General features: G+C 45.4%; 15 protein-coding genes and 1 pseudogene. 9 read left to right on the top strand and 7 right to left on the bottom strand.

The genetic code is table 11. The annotated features are described in order from the left end of the window. Positions 1-218: 218 nt before the first annotated feature. Entirely contained in the window at positions 219-2,360 is a 2,142-nt protein-coding gene (locus tag L2755_RS14080; RefSeq protein ID WP_248981321.1) for a TonB-dependent receptor, read from the top strand. A 188-nt stretch (positions 2,361-2,548) separates the two neighbouring features. Here L2755_RS14080 and L2755_RS14075 read toward each other — a convergent pair whose 3' ends face one another. Then, the gene (locus L2755_RS14075) at positions 2,549-5,368 is read right to left on the bottom strand and encodes an FAD-binding and (Fe-S)-binding domain-containing protein (protein ID WP_248981320.1); all 2,820 of its coding nucleotides are present in this window, start codon (positions 5,366-5,368) and stop codon (positions 2,549-2,551) included. 78 nt (positions 5,369-5,446) lie between these two features. Then, positions 5,447-7,090, bottom strand: a complete 1,644-nt coding sequence (locus L2755_RS14070) for an L-lactate permease (protein WP_248981319.1) — start codon at positions 7,088-7,090, stop codon at positions 5,447-5,449. 713 nt (positions 7,091-7,803) lie between these two features. On the opposite strand from L2755_RS14070, the gene L2755_RS14065 reads away from it, so the two are divergent. Next, a complete protein-coding gene (locus L2755_RS14065) occupies positions 7,804-9,204 on the top strand; it encodes a cache domain-containing protein (protein ID WP_248981318.1) in 1,401 nt (466 codons plus the stop codon). After that, entirely contained in the window at positions 9,201-9,821 is a 621-nt protein-coding gene (locus L2755_RS14060; RefSeq protein WP_248981317.1) for a response regulator, read from the top strand. Before L2755_RS14065 ends, L2755_RS14060 begins: the two co-directional genes overlap by 4 nt. A 186-nt stretch (positions 9,822-10,007) precedes the next feature. Here L2755_RS14060 and L2755_RS14055 read toward each other — a convergent pair whose 3' ends face one another. The 3 genes from L2755_RS14055 to purM all read right to left on the bottom strand — a co-directional run bounded on the left by L2755_RS14055 (position 10,008) and on the right by purM (position 13,359). Beyond that, positions 10,008-11,078: a DcaP family trimeric outer membrane transporter gene (locus L2755_RS14055; RefSeq protein ID WP_248981316.1), complete on the bottom strand. Its 1,071-nt coding sequence runs from the start codon at positions 11,076-11,078 to the stop codon at positions 10,008-10,010. A 596-nt stretch (positions 11,079-11,674) separates the two neighbouring features. Next, positions 11,675-12,319 (bottom strand): phosphoribosylglycinamide formyltransferase, encoded by a 645-nt coding sequence (gene purN, locus L2755_RS14050; protein WP_248981315.1) that lies wholly within the window; start codon positions 12,317-12,319, stop codon positions 11,675-11,677. Further along, positions 12,319-13,359, bottom strand: coding sequence for a phosphoribosylformylglycinamidine cyclo-ligase (gene purM / locus L2755_RS14045; protein ID WP_248981314.1), 1,041 nt, complete (start codon positions 13,357-13,359; stop codon positions 12,319-12,321). The genes purN and purM overlap by 1 nt, the downstream gene beginning before the upstream one ends. A gap of 218 nt (positions 13,360-13,577) precedes the next feature. Between purM and upp the strand changes: the two genes are divergently transcribed. Continuing rightward, positions 13,578-14,204 (top strand): uracil phosphoribosyltransferase, encoded by a 627-nt coding sequence (upp, locus tag L2755_RS14040; RefSeq protein ID WP_248981313.1) that lies wholly within the window; start codon positions 13,578-13,580, stop codon positions 14,202-14,204. Positions 14,205-14,376: 172 nt separating this feature from the next. On the opposite strand, the gene L2755_RS14035 is transcribed toward upp, so the two are convergent. Next, the gene (locus L2755_RS14035) at positions 14,377-15,696 is read right to left on the bottom strand and encodes a Na+/H+ antiporter family protein (RefSeq protein WP_248981312.1); all 1,320 of its coding nucleotides are present in this window, start codon (positions 15,694-15,696) and stop codon (positions 14,377-14,379) included. A 317-nt stretch (positions 15,697-16,013) separates the two neighbouring features. Between L2755_RS14035 and L2755_RS14030 the strand changes: the two genes are divergently transcribed. The 4 genes and pseudogenes from L2755_RS14030 (at position 16,014) to L2755_RS14015 (ending at position 20,070) form a co-directional block, all read left to right on the top strand. After that, positions 16,014-16,619 carry a peroxiredoxin gene (locus L2755_RS14030; protein WP_248981311.1) on the top strand — a complete coding sequence of 202 codons (606 nt, stop codon included), beginning with the start codon at positions 16,014-16,016 and terminating at the stop codon, positions 16,617-16,619. Between the two features lie 715 nt (positions 16,620-17,334). Next, complete coding sequence (locus tag L2755_RS14025) at positions 17,335-17,682, top strand: molecular chaperone DnaJ (protein ID WP_248981310.1); 348 nt, start codon at positions 17,335-17,337, stop codon at positions 17,680-17,682. Between the two features lie 755 nt (positions 17,683-18,437). Beyond that, positions 18,438-18,593: pseudogene (locus tag L2755_RS14020) on the top strand (IS4 family transposase); the annotation flags it as partial. A 601-nt stretch (positions 18,594-19,194) separates the two neighbouring features. Further along, complete coding sequence (locus L2755_RS14015) at positions 19,195-20,070, top strand: alpha/beta hydrolase family protein (protein ID WP_248981309.1); 876 nt, start codon at positions 19,195-19,197, stop codon at positions 20,068-20,070. 141 nt (positions 20,071-20,211) lie between these two features. Here the strand turns inward: L2755_RS14015 and rnt are convergent, their stop codons facing one another. After that, positions 20,212-20,904 carry a ribonuclease T gene (gene rnt / locus L2755_RS14010; RefSeq protein WP_248981308.1) on the bottom strand — a complete coding sequence of 231 codons (693 nt, stop codon included), beginning with the start codon at positions 20,902-20,904 and terminating at the stop codon, positions 20,212-20,214. 140 nt (positions 20,905-21,044) lie between these two features. Here rnt and L2755_RS14005 point away from each other — a divergent pair, with 140 nt between their 5' ends. Next, on the top strand, positions 21,045-21,914 hold the full coding sequence (locus L2755_RS14005) for a flagellar protein MotY (RefSeq protein WP_248981342.1): 870 nt from the start codon (positions 21,045-21,047) through the stop codon (positions 21,912-21,914). Positions 21,915-22,330 lie beyond the last annotated feature (416 nt).

Genomic DNA, 22,330 nt, shown 5'->3' with positions numbered 1-22,330 from the left:
TAGATTTCAATATCGGGCAAATAACAATGTGATAGCAAACTTCTAAGACCCTAAAACTAAGTTCACAGTCCTTATATACAGTGGCGGTCGTTAACAGGGACGCGGGAGTGATCCTTGTATCAATTGTAAGTAATTTGTTTGTAAATGTTGTGTAAGTGCATTGATTTCCTTTTCCATATGTAAATAATAGTCGTTCTCATTTACATATGGAAAGACAAGTGAAATTAAGTATTTTAGGATTGGCAGTATTGAGTGCTTTGGCAATGACAACGGCTCAAGCAAAAGAAAATACACCATCGACAGCGGAAGATGATGCTATAGAGCACATTTTAGTTTCGGCTTCTCCATTTGCACAGAAGTTAAGTGATACCCCCAATTCGGTGTTTATCGTGTCTGAGGCCGATCTCGATCTTCAACGTGTGGTTGCACGTAACCTGTCTGAAATGATCTCTAATTTGGTGCCTGGCTTTTCGCCGAGTACTGAAACCATGTCGACGTTTGGGCAAAACTTTCGTGGTGGTAAAGCGATAGTGATGATTGACGGTGTGTTGATTTCAACGACGCTGCGTGCGGGTGGACGCGATCTACAATCTATTTCAGTTGATGTCATTCAAAGTATCGAAGTGATTAAAGGCGCTAGCGCCATGTATGGCAATGGTGAAGCGGGTGCCATCATCAATGTTATCACTAAGAAGCCTACGGTTAATTTTGAAATGCAGACGCGAGTGGGCGTTGAAGCATTTGCAGATGAATTATCTGATGCTGGCTACAGTGTGTCACAGAGCTTTTCCGGTACCACTGACTTTGACCTCGGTTACTTGCTGAACTTGTCGGGTAAAGATCGTGGCAATTTATATGATTCAGATGGTAACCAGCTACCTGGAGCTCCCAATAGCCAAGGTGGAATGGGCGATGCCGATGAATATGATGTGCTATTCAAATTAGAGCAGGAGATGGATGATGGCCGTTTTGCATTGCTGGCACATCACTATAACATTGAGAATAAGCTGCACTACAAGCGCACTGTTAACGATGAAAACGGTTTAGTTGAAATAGACAAAAGCGCGCCATATACCGGCGCTAACCCTAAAACCAAGCTAAGCACCATTCAGCTGACCTACGACAATGACGATGTACTGAACCAGCAGTTAAGCCTGTCTACCTATTACAGTAAAGTCAACGTAGGTTACGAGTCAGATTCTGAGATTGTATCAAAGCGCAGTGGCTTTAAAGCGGCGATGCAGTGGACGATTAATAACAGCAGTCGTCTGGCCTATGGCTTTGAATATGGTCGAGATAATACTGAGCAAGGTAGAGTTCGCGATGTAAATGTGGGACAGGATGTTGACGGTAACCTGCAAACACAGTCGCAGTATATCTGCTCGGTGTGTGATTTAACTGAAACCAAGTTAAGCCCTTTTGCGCAGTACTGGAATCAAATTACTGATGACTTGACGCTACAAATTGGTTTGCGATATGAAAATTTTGAAATAGAAGTACCAGATTACCAACGTTATAAAAGAGGCGTGTTGTCAGACAAACAAGGCGATACCTTAAAGTATGATAAACCACTGGTTAATCTAGGTTTAGTATACCGAGTTGCTGATAACACAGATCTATTTGCGAGTTTCTCGCAGGGATATTCTCATGCCGATATGCGTATGCTCAGAGACATGCCAGTGGATAGTGTTAGCGAATTTGCAGTTGATATTCCGGCCACTCAGACCAATTACTATGAAACAGGTCTGCGTTATGGCGGTGAAAGCTTACAAGCCAGCTTATCTTTCTTCTATTCTGACATTACAGACGGTTATGCCTACGACTACAACGTTGACGCCGAGCTAGTCAAACGAGTGGCAGCGGTCATCGTTGCAGATGAAGAAATATGGGGCTTTGAAGCAACATTGGATTATCAAATCAATGATGCAATCAAAGTAGGCACTAGTGTTTCGCAGTCGGAAGGCCAACGTACTAACGGCGAAACCGGTGTTGATTACTGGATGAATGGCACGCGTATCACGCCGATTAAAGCGACATTGTATGGTGATTATCGCTTTAATGAGATAGCGTCACTGCACCTACAAGCCAACTACGTTGGTGACAGAGACAAAAACAGTCCAGAAAGTGAAGCGGGTTATAGTTACTACGAATCACCTTATGATGGTTATACCTTAGTGGATCTAGTGACTAGCTTTGATACTGATTACGGCCGGTTAACCTTGGGTATCGATAACTTACTCAATGAAGATTATCAGCCGCTAGTGTCGCAAATGAACAAAGAGGTTGTTTGGGAGCAGTATCGTAATCAATTCTCTGGTTATGGTCGTCGCTTGGCACTGGAATACAGTATCAACTATTAGTGAGTGACTATGGTGAGTCGCTGAGATGATTTTCGAGATCTGAAAATTATCTTTAGCTGTTCAGCCAAACTCAATCAGTTCCGCAGGCTTTGTCTAGTGGTTGGCACTCAAGGTGTTATCTCTAGTGGGTATAAATAAAATAAGGGGCTGAAATTAGCCCCTTATTGATAACGGCAGTTTAGTGGCGTTTAGCCACGAGTACACTCTTCGAGCAGATAGGCCAGGTGACGATAAGGGATGCCGCTATGTTGAGTCAGACCGACTTCACACATACGGTTAGCGTAATACCCTTCATTCACATCAACTGGGATCAGCTTCTTAATATTACGCAGAGCACTGGCATTTATCTCAGGCTTATAGAGGCCTTTTTCACCTGAATAACCACAGCATTCGATCCCCGCTGGACGAATAACCTGGTTACAACAGGCATCCGCTATTGCGGTCATTTTAGCTTCAACCTTCATTGTTTTAGCGCTACAACCAAGATGCAGTGCGGCATGAGATTTCTTGTTAATGGTCAGTTTAGGCAACAATTTGTCATGCATAAACTCAACCAGATCAACTATCTCTACTTTCTCAATTAAAGCCGCATCACCCGCTAAAGTTCGCTTAGTACATGACAGCGCATCGACGATAACTGGCAACTTTCCGCCTTGGGTCATGGCTGAAACAGCTTGAATCAACTCGAGACGCTTTGCATCGGCATTTTTAAAGTCTCCCTTAGATTCCCACATCTGGCCACAGCACAGATCGCGCGTCTTCTCTGGAGTGATAACGTTATAACCCGCTCGCTCCAGTAACGTGACCACAACTTCCGGCAGCGGTCGCTTATCGGTATCGACCGGCGTAGGACCGAAGGTGCGACCACCACAGGCTGGGAAGTAAACCACAGTTTCCTGTCCAGGCTTAGGTGCCGAAACCTTGGGGAGTTTGCCGCCTTTAGGGAAGGAAGGATTCCAGTAGGGAACTTCACTGCTGAGCAATCGTCCGGCCTTCATCATAGTACCGGTGATGCCGTTGCCGGTGATCTTGTGGATGACGCCCAACATATCGAAACCGGTACTGATCACGCCGTTTACCACGCCGAAGTGATTAGCCTGGAAATCGAGGAACTTTTGTTGACCACTGCTGATGGACGGGGTTCTTAATTTACGCACCAGCTGGCCCATTTTATTATCCACGGGGCAGGCTATGGTGCACATCTGACAAGCGGCGCAAGTATCGATAACATCATACTTAGCGGCGGCGCGCATGGTATCGGCAGCCTGCTGATCACCGCTTTGCTCCAGACGAGCGATCTCACGCAAGGTCGCAATACGCTGACGAGGGGTGAGGTTCAGAGCCGATGTCGGGCAGGTCTTCTCACAGAAACCACACTCAAGACATTTATCGATAAAGTCATCGACTACCGGGCAAGGTTTGATGTTCTTGACGTGGATTTTGGGATCATCGTTTAAGATGACCCCGGGATTCAGGATCCCCTGGGGATCGAATAGCTGTTTGATGCTCTTCATCAGAGTATAGGCGTCCTGCCCCCACTCCATCTCAACATAAGGTGCGACCGCGCGACCGGTACCATGTTCGGCTTTCATCGAGCCGTCATACTTGTTGATCACCATGTCGGCAATTTCATCCATAAAGGCATGGAAATTGTCAATATCAGTCTGAGTCGAGAAGGTCGGCGTGATGATAAAATGAAAGTTACCGGCCAATGCATGGCCATAGATGCAGCCTTCAGGATAACCAAATTTGTGCATTAGGGTAGTAATATCACTCGCGGCGCTGGCTAAGTGTTCAAGCTCGAACGCCACGTCTTCGATAATTACCGACGTGCCTTTGGGACGTTCACCGGCAACGATAGGGAACAAGCCCTTACGCATAGCCCAGTACTCGCCATATACCGCAGCGTCGCTGGTAAAGTTGATGGGACGTAGAAAATCAAATCCTTCGAGCTTAGCGATCACATCCTTGGTGTAGGCATCTAAAGTATCGGCATCATCGGCACGGGATTCGATCAGCAGAATAGCTGACAGCGGTGGCAACTCGGATAACCACTCAGGCATCCCGGGTTTGCCGGTAACGGCCTTGATGGATGGCCAGTCGAGTAGTTCGGCCGCGGCAACACTGCCGCCGTTAATTAACGGAATTGAGCGGGCTGCATCTTCCATGTTGTGGTAAACAGCTAAGGCAGACGCTTTAAATTTTTCTTCATTGACTGTGTGGTAGGTGACTTCGTTGATGAAAGCCAATGTACCTTCCATGCCGACCATCAGGTGATTGATGATATCAAATGGATCGCTGAAATCGACTAAGGCATTGATGCCGTAACCTGTGGTGTTTTTTATGGAAAACTTCTTACGAATTTTGTCGGCAAGCACTATGTTGTGGCGCGTCTTATGCGCCAGTCCATGCACCTCCTCAAGCATTTTGCCATGAGACTTGGCGAATGCGACCTTAGATTTTTTACAGCCGGTGTCGAGCTCGGTACCATCGGCGAACAGTAACTTGGCCGACGCTATGGTCTGATAACTGTTTTGTGCGGTGCCGCAGCACATGCCCGAGGCATTGTTAGCCACAATACCCCCTACCATGGCCGAGGCAATCGTCGCCGGATCTGGGCCAATTTTACGGTTATGCGGCGCTAACGCTGCGTTGGCATCGGCACCTATGACGGCGGAGCCAAGGGTGATCTGTTTAGCATCGTCGCTGACTTCAATCTTTCTGAAACCATCATGGCCAAGAATAAGCAAAATCCCTTCACCAAGGGCCTGACCGGCTAGGCTGGTGCCCGCCGCACGAAAAGTCACCGCTGCATTATGCTCTCGGGCAACGGCTAGAGTACGCTTAACTTGTTCCATGGTTTCGGCATGAACAACGACTTCAGGAACAATTCTGAAGTAACTGGCATCGGTTGACCAAGCGAAGCGACGAACATACTCATCCGTCACAGGTTTTTCACCCAGTTGCGTACGTAAATCACTTATTACAGCTTTATAGTTTATCGACATGGACATATCTCTTTACTCGCGATGATTAAGTTCAATCAGCACCGGAATGTGCGGTTCTGATTGATTGAGTATCACTTTTTAGAAGCCACCCCAAAGGAAGGCGATGGTGCCTGCGATCATGGCGTAGGCCAGAGCGACCGGCATAGTCTTACGAATAATTTCTGATTCTCTCCCCGCCATACCGACTACGGTCGCGGCGGCAACGACGTTCATCACACACATCATGTTACCGGCGTTGGCGCCAATGCCCTGAAGTGCCAGAACCATAGCTTGGTTCATGCCAATGCTATCGGCGACGCTGTACTGCAGGCCGGAGAACATCATGTTGGAGAAGGTGGCACTGCCTGATAGGAAGGCACCGAAAATACCGACGATAGGGGAAACCCAAGACCATACCGCCCCCATGCTGCCAGCTAAGGTATCAGCCAAAGCAACAGGCATAGATGTCAAACCCGCCGCATTTTCGCCTGAGTTAAGAAAGATCTTCACCATAGGCACTGAAGCGCCGAGGGAAATGATGGTTGGAACCATAGAGCGGCACGATACCGTAATAGACTCACTGATGGCTTTCTTGTTCATTCTGAACAGGAAGAACCCTAGGATACACACGATTATGAAGAAGGCACCTGGTGCATACAGGGTCTTGAATCCGGCCCCCAGTTCGGTACCTAACAGGCCGGTCCATTTGATGTTAAAACTCAGCAACCAAGATTTTAGCGGGCCAATAACACGAGACAGCACCAACAAGGCCGCCATGATGATATAGGGAGTCCAGGCTGCAATTTGTGAGAACTTCGCCGTGGAAGCGACTTTAGTCTCTTTTTGGACGTCGTTTTCGGCAAAATCATTCCAGGGAGTCTTAGGCAGCATAATGCCTTTTTTGGCAACCGGGATAACGATAGCCATACCCACAAGGGCACCGATGACCGATGGAAACTCGGGGCCGGCAACGAAGTTAATGATCCAGGCCGGAACCGTGAATGCCAGTCCGGCAAACAGAGCAAACTTCCAGATGGCAAAGCCTTCGGCGAATGACTTGTTACGACCGAAGAAGCCGGTCAGCAAGGACACCATAACCAGAGGAATGAGGGTACCGGTTACAAGATCTATGGTGATCATGTGCATGGCAATGAACTGAGCATAATCGGCAAAGCTGCCGCCATGCTGAGCAATCTGCTCGGCCGCCATGTTAACGCCACCAGAAGTTAGACCCTGTTCCATACCAAACAGTACCGGTAGACCAATTGCACCGAAGGATACGGACGCAGAGTCAGCAATCAGGGCAACAACCGCAGCGGCAATGGGTGGAATACCCAGCAGTACCAGCAAAGGGGCGCCGATAGCAGCCGGTGTACCGAAGCCGGCACTACCTTCGATGAATGAGCCAAACAGCCAACAGATAATGATGACCTGCACACGTGCATCGGCACTGATATTGGTGAAGCCTGCGCGAATGGTATCCATCGCGCCTGAATACTTCAGGGTATTAAGCAGGAACACGGCACCGAAGATGATACTCAAGGGTGTCAATGCAGCCAGCAATCCTTCGACGACGGATGCCGCCAAAAAGGTGGTATCCATCTGCCAGACAAACACGGCGGCTAGGCCGGTTAAGATTGCAGAAATGGGCATAGCCCGTGATGCGGGCATCTTCAGCAATACTAAAAATAGCATTACGCTGATCACCGGCGTTAGACTTGCGAGTAGTTGAATAAAGGTCATGCTTGCCTCTTATTATCTAATTTTTACTTAGAGTTATTTCTAGTTAATAGTAGATTTGTTGACTCGTTGGTTACTGTCGTTTGCCTTGAGCGCTGACCTAGGGTCAGATGCCCGGCAAATGCATTATTTATCTACAGCGAATCATATGGCTTTATCGGGGTTTTTTTTATCCGTGTTTGCACCTAATACAACTAAGGGTTTACACGTAGAAAGGTCAGTTTTCTGGTGTTGATATCTGCACTTTTTGGGGGGGGAATCGAGGGGGTGTTGTTTTTAACCAATTAATACAGCTGGTTACACGTTCAGGCTCGAGTTTTAGTTAAAAGACTACAGAGCCCTATTCTAGGTGACTGGCGATATGATATAGATCAACTTTGTCACGATTAACCGTGAAATGTGTTATCGATGAGTGTCGAGACACGGTCGCAAGACGGGTAAATGACACCGAAGCAGCAGCGGAAAATTAACAGGACTATTTATTCCGATTGTAAAGCTGAATTTATTGTGTTTTCTAATTAATCTGACGACATATTTTAAATATTAATGACCCTGAGTGTTTGGTCGCGCAGCTGTCATCAAGATGAGTTATTTGCCCTTCCTTTGATTTAACCCCTATATATTTGGGGATTTGTTGCGACGATTTAGTTGATTAACTGTTAATATACCCCCGTTTTTGCGGGGCGAGCCCTGATATAGCGGAGTATTAATCAGCGATGAATATCAACCATAAGTTACAGCTAATCACCGTACTTCCACTCATTATATCCTTGATGCTAGTGCTGTTTGTGACTCAAATGCAGTATAGAGATCTCTCCCAGCAGGTGGTTGATGTTTATCGGCAGAGTATTATCGATCACCGCAAAGAGGAGCTGAAAAATTATCTGGCGATCGCCAACGTGGCTATCAAGCATCTCTATCAAAATAAGAGCGATGACAAGCAACAAACCCAGCAAGAAGTTAAGTCCATGCTGGCCAATATGCGCTTCGGTGAAAACGGATACTTCTTCGCCTACGATCTGAATGGCAACAGTCTGGTCTTACCGGATCAGGAGTGGCGGGTCGGTAAGAACTGGTTAGATTTGGCTGACGACAACGGGGTCCACTTTATCCAAGAGTTAATCTCAGGAGCGAGGAAAGGCGGCGGTTATCTCAGCTATCTATTCAATCAGCCCGCTAATGACGGACAACTGGGACAAAAACTTGCCTATGCCGAGGTATTGGGACAATGGGAGTGGATGTTTGGTACTGGCGTCTATATTGATGATATTGATAAGGAGGCGGCGTTATTGAGCACCTCTATAAGTCGTCATATCCGCAACACCTCCCTAATGACTCTGGCGATAGGTTTTTTAGCGGTCAGCGCCGTGTTTATCGGTGGCATCTTTATGCGTGTGGGTGAAAAACGACTCGCAAATGCTAAGCTCAGAACGCTTAACGAGCGGATTTATCAGACTCAGGAAGAGGAGTGCAAGCGGGTTTCCAGAGAGTTGCACGATGGCGTTAGCCAAACCATTGCCGCGGCCCTGTTTGCTATGGAAACCGCCCAATTGAAACAAGAATATGGTGACGATTCCAGTCCTGAACTGGAGAAGTCGATTACACTGACGCGGCAGATCATGCTCGATATCCGTAATATCTCCCATCAATTACATCCGGCCATCCTCGAGGACTATGGCTTGGGCGCTGCGTTAAAAGAGTTGGGCAGGGAGTTTTCGTTGCGTACGGGTATCGAGGTCAAGGTGCAACGATTATCGGTGCGCAAGATCCTGTCAACCGAGCTTAGCTGTGCGCTTTACCGCATTGTGCAGGAGTCGCTGACCAATATTGAGCGTCACTCTGAGGCAAAAAATGTGTTTATTTCACTGGGACTGACGCCGGGATGGTTGATCTTGGAAGTTCATGATGATGGTAAGGGGTTTAACTATGAATGCTTTGAGAAAAAATCGACCCCGTTTGAGGGAATAGGCCTGAGGAATATGAAGGAAAGAGTGAGTTTTTATAATGGTGAGCTCAAGGTGGAGTCAACTATTGGCAAAGGAGTGACGCTGGTGGCACGTATACCCCAGAGTGAGTTGCGTTATCGAGCCGATAGTGCCACCGGGGGATTGTCATGATCCGTGTGCTACTGGTGGACGATCATCCCCTGTTTCGCGAAGGGTTACGCTATCGTCTGAGCCTAGACAGTGACATTGAGGTGATAGCTGAAGCCGACAATGGCCTCCAGGCACTGGAAATCCTCAAGGAGTTGCCGATCGATCTGGTGTTGACGGATATCAATATGCCGCAAATGGATGGTATGTATCTGCTTGAACTGATTAAGGAGCAGGAGATCTCATGCAAGGTGGTGATGTTGAGCATGCATGACAACAGAGAATATATTATGGCGGCAATGCGCTACGGTGCTGATGGCTATATTCTCAAGGATGTACCCGGTAAGGAACTGATTGAAGCCATAAAAAAAGTTGCCTCCGGCAAGCGCTATTTCAGTGCCGAAGTCGTAGACACCTTGTCCCAGGAGCTGGCCAGTGGCAAGCAAGTGCTGGTAACCCAGCGGGAACAGTTGGTGTTACGGTTGATATCGCTGGGGATGAATAATAAACGCATTGCGCTGGAGATGAATGTCAGTGTACGCACGGTCGAGACCCACAAGCGTAATATCAAACAGAAACTGGCGATAGACAGTACGGCCGGCCTGGTGCGTTATGCCATCGATCATGGCTTGGATAGGTAACACTATTTACGCCGTATTTTCAGATGGCTGCCGTATTGAAAAAATACCCGAAGCGGGGTCATGCTTCGGGTAAAAGGCTAGCAAACTATGCATAAAAGACCAACAGTTCGCCGCAAAATAACCCTAAAAGGCCTCCTGCAGCCCGAGGGAAACCGGCGACATAAATTAGCTTATGCCGCGTTGTTATTAGAGTACGTACTTGGCCGAAAGCTGGATGTAATCAGAGTCGGCGCTGTCAGTGGCAGAGATATCAGCATCATAGTTGCCGAATTCAACGCCCACGCTTAACTGTTTATTAAGCTGTTGGATCAGGTTGACGCCGTAATGATTACGATCTGAGTCAGCACCCACGCCATTGAAATCTTCAACTTCAGAGTGACCGTAGTAAACGCTAGAGCGCAAGTCGTCAGTCCAGAAGTGGCGATAAGCAACGGTATAGGCTTGTGTTGTCAGCAGCTCACCACTGCCATCAGCATTGACCTTGTCGCCAGCGTTGTGGCCAGGCGAAATATAACGACCTGCAGCGCCAGCGTTGTAGGCGAAGCGGAAGTCATCTTTACCGAAGGTATTGATTTTACCGCTTATGCTGTAAGCCAACTGAGTGCCGTCGGCATGACCTTGCACACCGTTGTCATCGAAGGTGCGAGCCAGGGCGGCAACAGCCACCTGGCCAAAATCGCCCTTGTAAGTGTAACGAGCCACTGCATCGGGGATACTTTGGTTGGCATCGGTAGCATTGGCTGGGTTTTCCAATGCCAGTTGTAGACCACCATTGGTATAACGGATCTGGGTTTGACGAATGAATACCTGACCGACGTGCGCTCCTCCAAAGTCCAGTGCCTCGGCGATAGAAGCCAGTGGCATAAAGGTTGACCAGGTCTGGCCGACTTTCCAGTTCTTGTAAGCAATAAAGGCATGACGCATACGCGGTGTGTATGAGTTAGAAACCAATGCGTTACCACCACCGCCAAAGAAATCATACTCGAGGAATCCAGTCACGTCGCCATGAGTGAACTTTACATTGAAGCGCGACTCTTTGGCCTGGAGGCTGGTTTGATTGGTATCTGGCGCGCTGGTGCTGGTACCAATCCAGTAGTCACGATAAGCCTGGTCGCCGCTGACATTACGCAAGTCGGCTTTGAAGTAGCCGCCGAAGGTTAACTTCGAGCTTTCGTCGATTATGACTTCGTAGCCCGCAAAAGAAGATGCTGAGAAAAATGCAGCTACCACTAACGCCGTTTTAGTTATTCTATTCATCAAGGTGCCTTTTTTGTATTTGTTGATTTGTTGGTTATTGTCGTTTGTCTTGAGCGCTGGCCTAGGAGGCGCTGCCCGGCAAACTTATGGTTTATCTGCGGCTAACCATATGGCTTTGTAGGTGCTTTTTTAATCCGTGTTTACACCTAAGACGACTAAGGGTTTACCCGTAGAAATGCTGGGTTTCTAGTGTTCAGACTTGCGGTTTCTTTGGAGAGGTAACGGGTGGATGTTAGTTTTAATGAATAAATACAGTCTGTTGTGCAATGACTTCTCGGGTGTAAGTTAATGGGTTGCAAGGAAGAGTTGTAGGCTGCTAGAGATATGATGTAGATCAACTTTGTAACGATTAGTCATTAAGTGTGTTACTGGTGAGTGACGAGGTGGTCACGGATAGGATTAGGGGGTCGAAGTGAATAAGGTCAAATATCTTTGTTTGTATCCGCTTTAATTTACTTGACGGCACAGGATACTAGAGGGTAACTCTTGAAAAATCCTCTATATTGAATAAGTGCATGAGGCAGCCTCAGGGCTGAAAATAAAAAAGGCGCTTTAAGCGCCTTTTATCGGTTTGAACTAGCCTTTATGCTAAGAGCTTAATCTGCAGCGTAGCCATGGATATCGAGTACTTTGCTATCAAGTACAGCGGCACCGGCTACCATTTCCAATCGTTGTTGGCTAAACCATTTTACGACGAGAGGATAGATAGCATGCTCTTGTTCGTGAACACGTTCTGCAAGAACCTCAACAGAATCATCTTCATAAACCGGCACCTTAGCTTGTAAGATCACCGGACCTGAATCTAGCTCGGGTGTCACAAAATGCACACTGGCGCCATGTTCACTGTCTTTTGCATCAATAGCACGTTGATGAGTATTCAAACCAGGATATTTTGGCAGCAGAGAAGGGTGGATATTAATCATCTTCCCTTCAAATCGCATGACAAAATCATCACTCAATATGCGCATAAAGCCAGCCAAGACAATGAGATCTGGCTGATACTTTGCTATCGCACTAAAGAGTCTCTCATCATAGTCTGGTCTCGTTTCGCCTTTATGAGCGATGACGCAGCTGGTATCAATTTCATTCTGGTGAGCACGAGTCAAGCCATAAGCATCGGGCTTATTACTAATAACACCAATAACTTCTGCTTGTACGTTATCATCACAGCCATCAATAATGGCCTGTAGATTACTGCCATTACCAGAAATTAATACTAAAACGCGACAGCTCTGAGACATTACAAGATCTCCACTTGCTCTTCGTCGTCGTTACGCTTGGCAATGTTACCGATTAACCATGCGTTTTCGCCTTCAGCATTTAATAATTCAAGTGCTGAACTGACTTTGTCTGCAGGTAATGCGATGACCATGCCCACGCCACAGTTAAAGGTGCGGTACATCTCAAATTCAGTGATGTTGCCGTTTTCCATTATCCAATTGAAAATAACAGGCCACTGCCAAGAGTCACTTTTAACCACGGCTTTGCAATCTTCTGGTAGTACACGGGGGATATTTTCCCAGAATCCACCACCAGTAATGTGCGACATTGCGTGAACGTCATGCTGTTCAATCAACTTAAGCAGTGATTTTACATAAATTTTTGTCGGTTCTAATAAGTGGTCAATCAGCGGCTTGCCAGCGAGTTCTTGCTCTGGGTCAGCTTTGCTTACTTCTAATACCTTACGAATTAGAGAGAAACCATTTGAATGCGGGCCGCTTGAACCAAGCGCAATCAGCGCATCACCGTCTTGCACTTTGGTGCCGTCAATGATCTCTTCTTTTTCAACAACGCCGACGCAGAATCCTGCTAGGTCATAATCGTCGCCTTCATACATGCCTGGCATTTCAGCGGTTTCACCACCAATTAATGCACAACCAGATTGAACGCAACCTTCGGCGATACCTTTAACAACAGCAGTGGCAACTTCAACATCGAGTTTGCCTGTTGCATAGTAGTCGAGAAAGAATAATGGCTCAGCACCAGACACGATTAAATCGTTTGAGCACATTGCAACGAGGTCAATACCAACGTTGTCATGCTTCTTATAATCAATAGCAAGGCGTAGCTTAGTGCCGACGCCATCAGTACCAGAAACCAGTACTGGATGCTTATACTTAGTTGGTAGCTCACAAAGTGCCCCAAACCCACCTAGGTTGCCCATAACTTCTGGACGACGGGTACGTTTAACGGCTGACTTGATGTTGTTAACTAGTGCATTTCCGGCATCAATATCAACGCCTGCATCTTTATAGCTTAGTGGGGTAGTAGGAGTGCTCACGGAGATCCTCTCGGGTACGGGTCGATTGTTATTGGATTTTATGCGGCGCTATTCTACCAGTTTGTCGGTAGCCTCGAAAGCTTAGTTTTTCAATAAAGTTCGCGACAGGGGTCACGATTTAACGTCTTTTTAAAACTTTAAGTTTTCCTATGCGAACAAATCTACTAGAATCGTTAAAATTTACTGTAAAAAATACGTTAGAAAATCAGGAGAACAAGATGAAAGTCGTTGAAGTTAAACATCCTCTAGTCCGTCATAAAATTGGGTTAATGCGTGAAGGTGACGTGAGCACTAAGCGTTTCCGTGAGCTAGCGGCCGAAGTAGGGAGCCTACTGACGTATGAGGCAACGGCTGACTTCCAAACAGAGAAAGTCACCATCGAAGGTTGGAATGGCCCGGTTGAGATCGAACAGATCAAAGGTAAAAAAGTCACTGTAGTGCCTATTTTACGTGCGGGTCTTGGCATGATGGACGGTGTATTGGAAAACGTACCAAGTGCACGTATTTCAGTTGTTGGTATGTACCGCGATGAAGAGACACTTGAGCCTGTGCCTTACTTTGAAAAACTTGCCAGTGATATGCCAAGCCGTATCGCGTTAGTGGTCGATCCGATGCTAGCCACCGGTGGCTCGATGATCTCAACTATCGACCTGCTTAAATCTCGTGGCTGTACTGCAATTAAAGCCCTTGTGTTAGTGGCTGCGCCAGAAGGTGTTGCTGCACTAGAGAAAGCCCATCCAGATATTGAGCTATATACAGCATCAATTGATGACTGCCTAAACGAGCAAGGCTATATTTTGCCTGGTCTTGGTGATGCGGGTGATAAGATTTTTGGTACTAAGTAATACACAGAATCGTTGTGCTCTGAGTCAATGAACTGATTCAAATGCAAACATTAAAAAAGGAGCTAAATAGCTCCTTTTTTGTTTTTATCCTTCCTAGCACCCTAGCACCCTAGCACCCTAGCACCCTAGCACCCTAGCACCCTAGCACCCTAGCACCCTAGCACCCTAGCACCTAGAGCACCATGGCGGCAATCCAACCAAACACGAGTAGCGGAATGTTGTAGTGAATGAATGTTGGAATAACACTGTCTCTAATATGGTCGTGTTGGCCATCAGCATTCAGACCCGCCGTCGGGCCCAAGGTTGAGTCGGACGCTGGAGAACCTGCATCACCTAACGCTGCTGCTGTGCCCACTAAGGCAATCGTTGCTGCAACAGAGAAACCAAAAGTCAGTGCTAACGGCACGTATATAGTGGCAATAATCGGGATCGTTGAGAAAGACGAGCCTATCCCCATGGTAATAAGCAGTCCCACCAGTAACATTAAGAAAGCAGCGAGTGCTTTATTATCACCGATGATGTCGCTAAGAGATGTCACCAATGTACTCACATCCCCCGTCTCTTTTACTACCGCGGCAAAACCTGCAGCAGAGATCATGATAAAGCCGATATTGGCCATCATGCGCACGCCTTGGTTAAATACATCTTGGTCGGCGACATGTTTAAGCGCACCTGAGAAGCTAAAGATAATAAAGCCGACTAGTGCACCGAAAATCATTGAGTTCGTATAAAGTTGAGTGACCAAGGTGGCGGCAATCGCAATCATCGCGATGGCGATATTACGCTTATTGACCCCTTCCTCTGGCTCTGCAATGAGGATTAACTGCTCTTTATATTCTCTTGGTTTTCTATAAGTGATAAACACCGCAATCAATAGACCAGTGATCATGCCTAAAGCGGGCAGTAACATTGCCTGTGGGATCTGAGAACGAACCGCTTCTAAGCCATTATTGTTAAGATTTGCTAGCAATATATCGTTGAGGAAAATGCCGCCAAAACCCACTGGTAATATCATATAGGTGGTTACTAGGCCGAATGTCAGTACACAAGCAACCAAACGTCTATCGAGCGACAGTTTTGACATCAAGTGTAATAATGGCGGGATCAAAATAGGAATGAACGCAATGTGAATAGGCAAAATATTCTGTGATGATATTGCCATCGTTAAAATGGCTAATAGCAATGCCCAACGCACTATTTTGATGTTTTGGCTAGATTGTTCTTTACCTAAAGCGCTAATCATCTTGCGAGAGATAAGCGTAGTGAGCCCAGAATGAGACAAGGCTACCGCGAAAGCGCCCAGCAATGCGTAGCTAAGGGCAATTTGAGCTCCCCCACCTAAACCGGTATTAAAGGCATCAACAGTTTGTTGTAATCCCATCCCACCCACTAAACCTGCAACGAGTGCACTAATGGTAAGAGCGATAACTACATTTACTCGAGCCAGGCTTAAGCCCAGCATTAAGCAAACGGCAATGACGACAGCGTTCATAATATGGTTAATCTTTTTCTTATATTTAAAGTTGTGGCTATTTTTGCCTGTTAACAGCACGGATGTCCAGTACCACTGTGCTATATCTTGATTTCGATGTGAATTGTGAACTCGCTGTAGCCTTAATTGCGTATAAAGTGTAAATATCAGCACCGCTAATAAGGAGATGCTGGCGGCATAGTAGTCAGTTAACAGAATAATGATCTAAAAAGGTGATATTGATCTCAAATAGCTTGTGTGAACTAAAACACTGCCTATAATGCCTTTAGATTTAAAACGAACCAGCGTTTTTAGCAATCCATAGATGGAGAAATAAAATGAGTGTATTAGTAGGCCGTCCGGCTCCTGATTTTACTGCTGCTGCGGTACTTGGTAATGGTGAAATTGTAGATACCTTTAACTTGTCTGAAGCAATCAAGGGTAAGCCAACCGTCTTATTCTTCTACCCACTAGACTTTACATTTGTATGTCCTTCAGAGTTGATCGCTTTCGATCACCGCATGGACGAGTTCAAAAAGCGTGGCGTTGAAGTGATTGGTGTTTCTATCGATTCTCAGTTTACTCATAATGCATGGCGTAACACTCCTATCGACAAAGGTGGTATTGGCCAAGTTCAGTACACCTTGGTTGCAGATGTTAAGCACGAAATCTGTAAAGCATACGATGTTGAGCATCCAGAAGCCGGTGTTGCCTTCCGTGGTTCTTTCCTTATCGACAAAGAAGGTCAAGTTCGTCATCAAGTGGTTAACGATCTTCCACTAGGTCGTAACGTTGATGAAATGCTTCGTATGATCGATGCACTTCAATTCCACGAAGAGCACGGTGATGTTTGTCCTGCTGGTTGGGAAAAAGGCGACAAGGGCATGGACGCAACAGCAGAAGGTGTAGCGTCTTACCTAAGCGACAATGCAGATAAGCTATAATATTTGCGTTTAGCTGTTAGTTGTTAGCTATTAGTTGTTAGAGAAGCCGCGATTAAACGCGGCTTTTTTGTGTCTGCGATTTATGACTCATGTTTGGCTATTAGTGTTAGCCATTTTTATCAAACTTCGTTTTTGATGTTTTGCCTAAAGGTAGTTAGTTGCTGACTCAATATGATTTGGCTGCTATATCAGCTTGTAGTTTTTAAAGTCAAAACAGAAATTAAAGTCGTGGTGCTTCGCCCACACCCGAGCCAAGGGGTAAAGCGCTTGTACCCCTTGACAATCCCTCAGCGCCCCGGCGCTTCTTCTGAGAAGCGAAACTTCCAACGGGGGAGATTGGTGTCTGCACATTTGGCTTGTTAACTCTTGATTCCGATATGCACTGATTGTTATTGACTTTTTTATCTGCACGGCTGTATGAGCCGTGCTACGAGTGTAGTGAGATATCAGGGACGCTGTACTCGTAAAGGCATATAAATAGGTGCTAAAAGGTGTAAACACTCATCACAGATGTTAAAGAGGGCCAATTGAGCGAGCAAACTTCAAATCATATCAAGTAATTATCATCATACAGCTTAAAAAAACGACTACCGAAAAAAAGCAAACTCCTATAGCATAAGGCATATCAACTCATCTGGATGTGGCAGCGGCCAATGTCTTGCAGACAGCACAACTCATAAATACTAAGATGTTATGTTTTCATCCGAGGGAGCGTATGACTGAAACTTATCACGATTGTAAACACTGTTCTGGAACTGGTACTTGTGAAAATGGTATAGATGATAGCTCTTGCGCTATTTGTGCACGCCGGAATTTCATATTAAAACATAGTCCTGCGCATGGATTGGTGTGTTCGGTATGTAAAGGGCATTGTAAAATTGAGCCTATGTCATCAAGACTTAAAAATAGAACAGGCCCTTTGTTGGCTATTTATATAATGGCTACAGCTATCATGATGGTAACTACAGGCAGTAGTGAACATTTCAGCGAAGTATTGGCATTTATTGGTACATTGACAGGTGCAATAACTGGATTCTATTTCAGCGGTAAAAATAAAACATAATAGTTAAGGATAGACCGCGCGTAGTAAATCAAGGCATACCTAATTGCACATTATACCCCTCTTACTAAGCTTTAAGTTATTGCTGAAGTAGGAGGTTGTTATGCCCGTACCTGAATAACTCAAATATATGCCCTGGCTCAGGTAGTGATCATGCGTTAGCCCTGACAGTACGGGAGCGTCCATATATGTCTTCGTTGTCTTTATAAAAATTGATATGGTTTATATATGAGCTAATAAATAATTAGCTCATACCTTTATTTTTTTAAATCAGATGTTTTAAAGATCATTCCTGCACTTCCATGGCTCCTTCCATGGACAGTGTTCAGTATTTTGAATATTATAGTTAGTATCTTTAGCAATTGCCCTGTCGCTAATAAACGCGCTGCCAATTATAGCAACAAACAATAAAGAGATTAGACTTACTGAAATTTTCATTACACTATCCTTAGTTAAATAAAATTAGATCCTTCGCACTACTTTATCAAAAGATACAGCCAGTATTTCATAGAAAATCAAAAAGGTAAACCGCTCAACTTATATCCAGCAGAAACTAGAAAAGAAAGAATAATAACTCTAGATCTCAACAGTAAGCTACATGCGTTTTTTCGTAAAAAGCTCATGCGGTAAAGGGGCTGAGCTTGATGTTGCTCCACGAAATATCAATTCTAAACAATAAGATATAAAGTAGAAGGGAAGGTTCATGGTATTTGGTGAACAAATCTATCGTCAAACAAAAATAACCACGGATTAATGCCATGAATGCGAAACTAGTTTTATCAAAATGCCTATCGCTTGTCACCCCGTTAATGCACAAAACTCGCCGGCAGAGTTTATTTTCAGCAATCGAAAGCTCAATGAATGGTGGCTCCCTATCAATTACAGGTCTTGGCCTCGACGGAGTAAATCGAGCCATCTATACCTAATTGTATTGTTGGTTTATTGTGGATGGCTTCATTTATCACGCGATTGATTCCAACGTATTTCGGCAACTTCGATGGGGAGTTGATGTTTTCTGTTACTTAAGAAGTCAGCTTCCAAATCAGTGTTTTAAAATTAAAAGCACAAATGCCGATAATTTACGCTTTTCAAACCCAGTGTAGATACGGTTGAGGCCGTCGAAAACAGGGACGTTTTCGTTGAGCCCACAAGGATGTGCTTGCGGCGAGTCTCAGCTGTATCTACACATACGCCTGCCGCAGGCAATTGGAACCACTTTGGGTTAAGTTATCACTGAATGACTTGATTTCATAAGAGTCAATTCCTCAGCGCCCCGTTAGAAATTTCTGAGAAGCTAAATTTCCAATGGGGGAGATTGCTGTCATTCCCAGGTTTTAATATTAATGAGAAATGGCACAAATTTATAAACACAGCCAAATTTTACTACTGATCCAGTTTACTGGGGTTTACCGCATTTAAGATCCAAAGGTCCCATGCCGTATATTAAAAAAGTTGCAGCTGGTATGACCTCTGCTGTAGTGTTGTTAAAATGTTACGATCTTTAACGGGCTTGAAATGAATGATTTTTCCATCGATGACGTAGAGGTTTATTGCCAAGACGATTACAAACTTGCTGCCACCCTATTTAAACCCAGCGGTAAGGTGAAAGCGGCGATATTGATCGGCCCTGCCACTGGGATCTCGCAGCAGTTTTACAAAGGTTTTGCTGAGTTTTTAGCTGCGCATGGATATGCCGTAATCACTTTTGATAACCGCGGTATTGGACTGTCATTATCGGGTAAAGTTAGTGCTAGCAATGCTACATTGCAGTGTTGGGGCGAACAAGATATGCCTGCCATTCTTGAGTTCCTCAAAACAAGGTATCCAGATAGTGCTTATCATTTAATTGGTCACAGTGCGGGTGGGCAATTGGTTGGTTTAATGCACAATGCCAGAGATCTCAATTCAATCTTCACTTTTGCGAGCTCTTCCGGTCAGTTAAAAAACATGAAAATGCCTTACGCCTTAAAAGCTTATTTTTTTATGAATCTATTTATCCCTGTGAGTAACTTGCTTTTTGGTCATACTAAATCGCAGTTGCTTGGCATGGGAGAGCCTCTACCTAAAGGCGTTGCCCAACAATGGCGCCATTGGTGCAATGGTCAGGGTTATGTAAAAACAGCTTTTGGAAAATCGATACATACTCACCTGTACAATACGCTTTCGACACCGTCATTGTGGGTGAATGCAACCGATGATGATATTGCTATTGATATCAACGTGGCAGATATGTTGGCTGTGTTTGAAAATATGAATGCTGCAACAATGACCTTATCGCCTGAAGCAAACAATTTAGGTGAAATAGGGCATATGAAGTTTTTTAGTCGCAAAGCGAGTCATTTGTGGCAGCATCCCTTAACGTGGTTAGAAAATCATACGCCTTCGTCATGAATATGCGGGAAGAGTAGACTTTATTCTGTTGTGATGTTCGCTCACTCCTACCTAAGAGGTTAGCTCACCTCTATATTTCAAACATAAAAAAGCCGCACTATTTGCGGCTTTTAAATTTGGCGATGAAAACTAACTTTACGATTAGGCTGCAGGCTTAGCTTCTACTTCCGCCACATCTTCTGACTCAGTCTCAGACTCATCGGCGATGTATGGCCAGCCGCCGAGTGACTTCCAGCGGTTGACGATTAAGCAAAATAGTTCCGCAGTGCGCTCTGTGTCATATAACGCTGAGTGTGCTTCACGGTTATCAAACGGAATGCCTGCCATGGCGCAAGCCTTCGCTAATACTGTTTGGCCGATGGCTAGACCTGCGAGTGCGGCAGTGTCGAACGTGGCGAAAGGGTGGAACGGGGTGCGTTTTAGGCCATTACGCTCGATGGCTTGGCTGACAAAACCATGATCGAATGCGGCATTATGGGCAACAATAATACTGCGATGACACTCAGAGGCTTTTTGGGCTTTTTTAACCTCTTTGAAGATCTCTAAAAAGGCTTCTTTTTCACTTACAGCGCCACGAAGCGGGTTAGTCGGATCTATACCGTTAAATGCCAAGGCTTCAGGTTCGAGGTTAGCGCCTTCGAACGGTTCTATGTGATAATGCAGCGTCTTATCTAAACCGATTACGCCGTCGTCATCCATCTTTAACATAGTGACTGCAATTTCTAGTAGCGCGTCGGTCTTTGAATTGAACCCGGCTGTTTCAACATCGATAACCACTGGGAAGTATCCTCGAAAGCGGTTTTTCAATTTGTTGGGGTCGAAAGTGTCAGTCATTAAATTATCCAAAAAGTTAGCAGGTGCCTATTATGGGGCAATGGATAATGACTGTCATGTGCGTTTGGTCGTTTTATGGGCTAAAGAAAGATAATTTTGTGCCGATAGAGTGTAGTGACTCAATTATAGAGAGTAGTTTTATGCGGCTTAGCGTTCTTTTTGCGACATTATTATGCTTCCCCTTTTTTGCTAGTGCTGATCTAAAGCAATATGTGGCTTCATTAGAAGAGTCACAGTGGCGCGTGAGCGGCAATAATCCGGTAATGTGTCGTCTTGAGCACGATATTCCATCCTACGGGAAAGCTGTTTTTACCAGTATCGCGGGTAAAAATCATAATTTGAACTTTACTCTCGATATGTGGGTTAAACCTGATCAAGTCACTGAGGCCAAGTTGATGAGCATGGCACCGCCATGGCGACCTGGTGTGGTGTCTAAAGAGATCACTGAGTTGACCTATCAGAAGTATTTTAGTGGTGAAGTGCCGCGTAATACTGCTTGGTCTATGTTGGCCGAACTTGAGAGCGGCATGCAACCGACTTTTTATTATGCTGATTGGTACAACGAGAGTAATAAAATAGCGGTTGGCTTGTCTGCGGTGAATTTTAGGCGCCAATACGCGCAGTTTAAATCTTGCTTGTCGACGCTACTGCCTTACTCTTTTGAAGATATCGCCTTTACAGTACTCACTTACGAGTCGGGTGGCACGGAGTTAACGCGTTATGCCAAGGCACAAATTAGCAAGGTAAAAGAATATTTAGCCTACGACCAAAACGTTGATCTTGTATTAATCGATGCTTACACCGATAGCTATGGTGGCCGCAGCGCTAATGAAAAGGTGTCGCTGCAGCGTGCTGATTCAGTGAAAGAGTTGTTTGTGGCTAGCGGTATTCCACAAAGTCGTATTCACACCATGGGTCATGGCGAGCGCAGACATGTGGCATCAAACCTGAGCATTGATGAGCGCGCAAGAAACCGCAGAGTAGTGATTAGAATAAGTAAACCGCTCTAAGCATTCATATAGCCATATCACGATCCTAAGCCCTGTTTAAATAGCAGGGCTTTTGTTATTAAGCTGTGGCAAAAATGAGATAAAAAAAAGCCCGCTTACAAAAGTAAGCGGGCTGCAAAAATATATGATTTGCAATCAACAAATTGAAGGAAGGAAGTCAAGCTAAGAACCAGGGATGTAACTTCCGTGGATAACCACCAAAGTTTAAGAGTTCTTTGTTTCCGAATCTGCTAGGCAGACACTTCCTGAAAACGAGACGAATTATAGGGCGAGAATGCGAAGCTGACAAACTAGAATAATTCAACGCATTCATTAGTAAAACTAATGAATGCGTTGAATTATTCTAGTTTGTCAGCTTCGCATTCTCGCCCTATAATTCGTCTCGTTTTCAGGAAGTGTCTGCCTAGCAGATTCGG

The organism is Shewanella abyssi, assembly GCF_023284025.1.
Classification (GTDB): Bacteria; Pseudomonadota; Gammaproteobacteria; order Enterobacterales; family Shewanellaceae; genus Shewanella; species Shewanella abyssi.
This window is presented reverse-complemented; position numbering and strand designations above follow the sequence as displayed.

Coding starts and splice junctions, on each gene's coding strand:
- L2755_RS14075 (WP_248981320.1), bottom strand. CDS start 5,368: ATGTCGATAAACTATAAAGCTGTAATAAGTGATTTACGTACGCAACTG.
- L2755_RS14070 (WP_248981319.1), bottom strand. CDS start 7,090: ATGACCTTTATTCAACTACTCGCAAGTCTAACGCCGGTGATCAGCGTA.
- L2755_RS14065 (WP_248981318.1), top strand. CDS start 7,804: ATGAATATCAACCATAAGTTACAGCTAATCACCGTACTTCCACTCATT.
- L2755_RS14060 (WP_248981317.1), top strand. CDS start 9,201: ATGATCCGTGTGCTACTGGTGGACGATCATCCCCTGTTTCGCGAAGGG.
- L2755_RS14055 (WP_248981316.1), bottom strand. CDS start 11,078: ATGAATAGAATAACTAAAACGGCGTTAGTGGTAGCTGCATTTTTCTCA.
- purN (WP_248981315.1), bottom strand. CDS start 12,319: ATGTCTCAGAGCTGTCGCGTTTTAGTATTAATTTCTGGTAATGGCAGT.
- upp (WP_248981313.1), top strand. CDS start 13,578: ATGAAAGTCGTTGAAGTTAAACATCCTCTAGTCCGTCATAAAATTGGG.
- L2755_RS14035 (WP_248981312.1), bottom strand. CDS start 15,696: ATGAACGCTGTCGTCATTGCCGTTTGCTTAATGCTGGGCTTAAGCCTG.
- L2755_RS14030 (WP_248981311.1), top strand. CDS start 16,014: ATGAGTGTATTAGTAGGCCGTCCGGCTCCTGATTTTACTGCTGCTGCG.
- L2755_RS14025 (WP_248981310.1), top strand. CDS start 17,335: ATGACTGAAACTTATCACGATTGTAAACACTGTTCTGGAACTGGTACT.
- L2755_RS14015 (WP_248981309.1), top strand. CDS start 19,195: ATGAATGATTTTTCCATCGATGACGTAGAGGTTTATTGCCAAGACGAT.
- rnt (WP_248981308.1), bottom strand. CDS start 20,904: ATGACTGACACTTTCGACCCCAACAAATTGAAAAACCGCTTTCGAGGA.
- L2755_RS14005 (WP_248981342.1), top strand. CDS start 21,045: ATGCGGCTTAGCGTTCTTTTTGCGACATTATTATGCTTCCCCTTTTTT.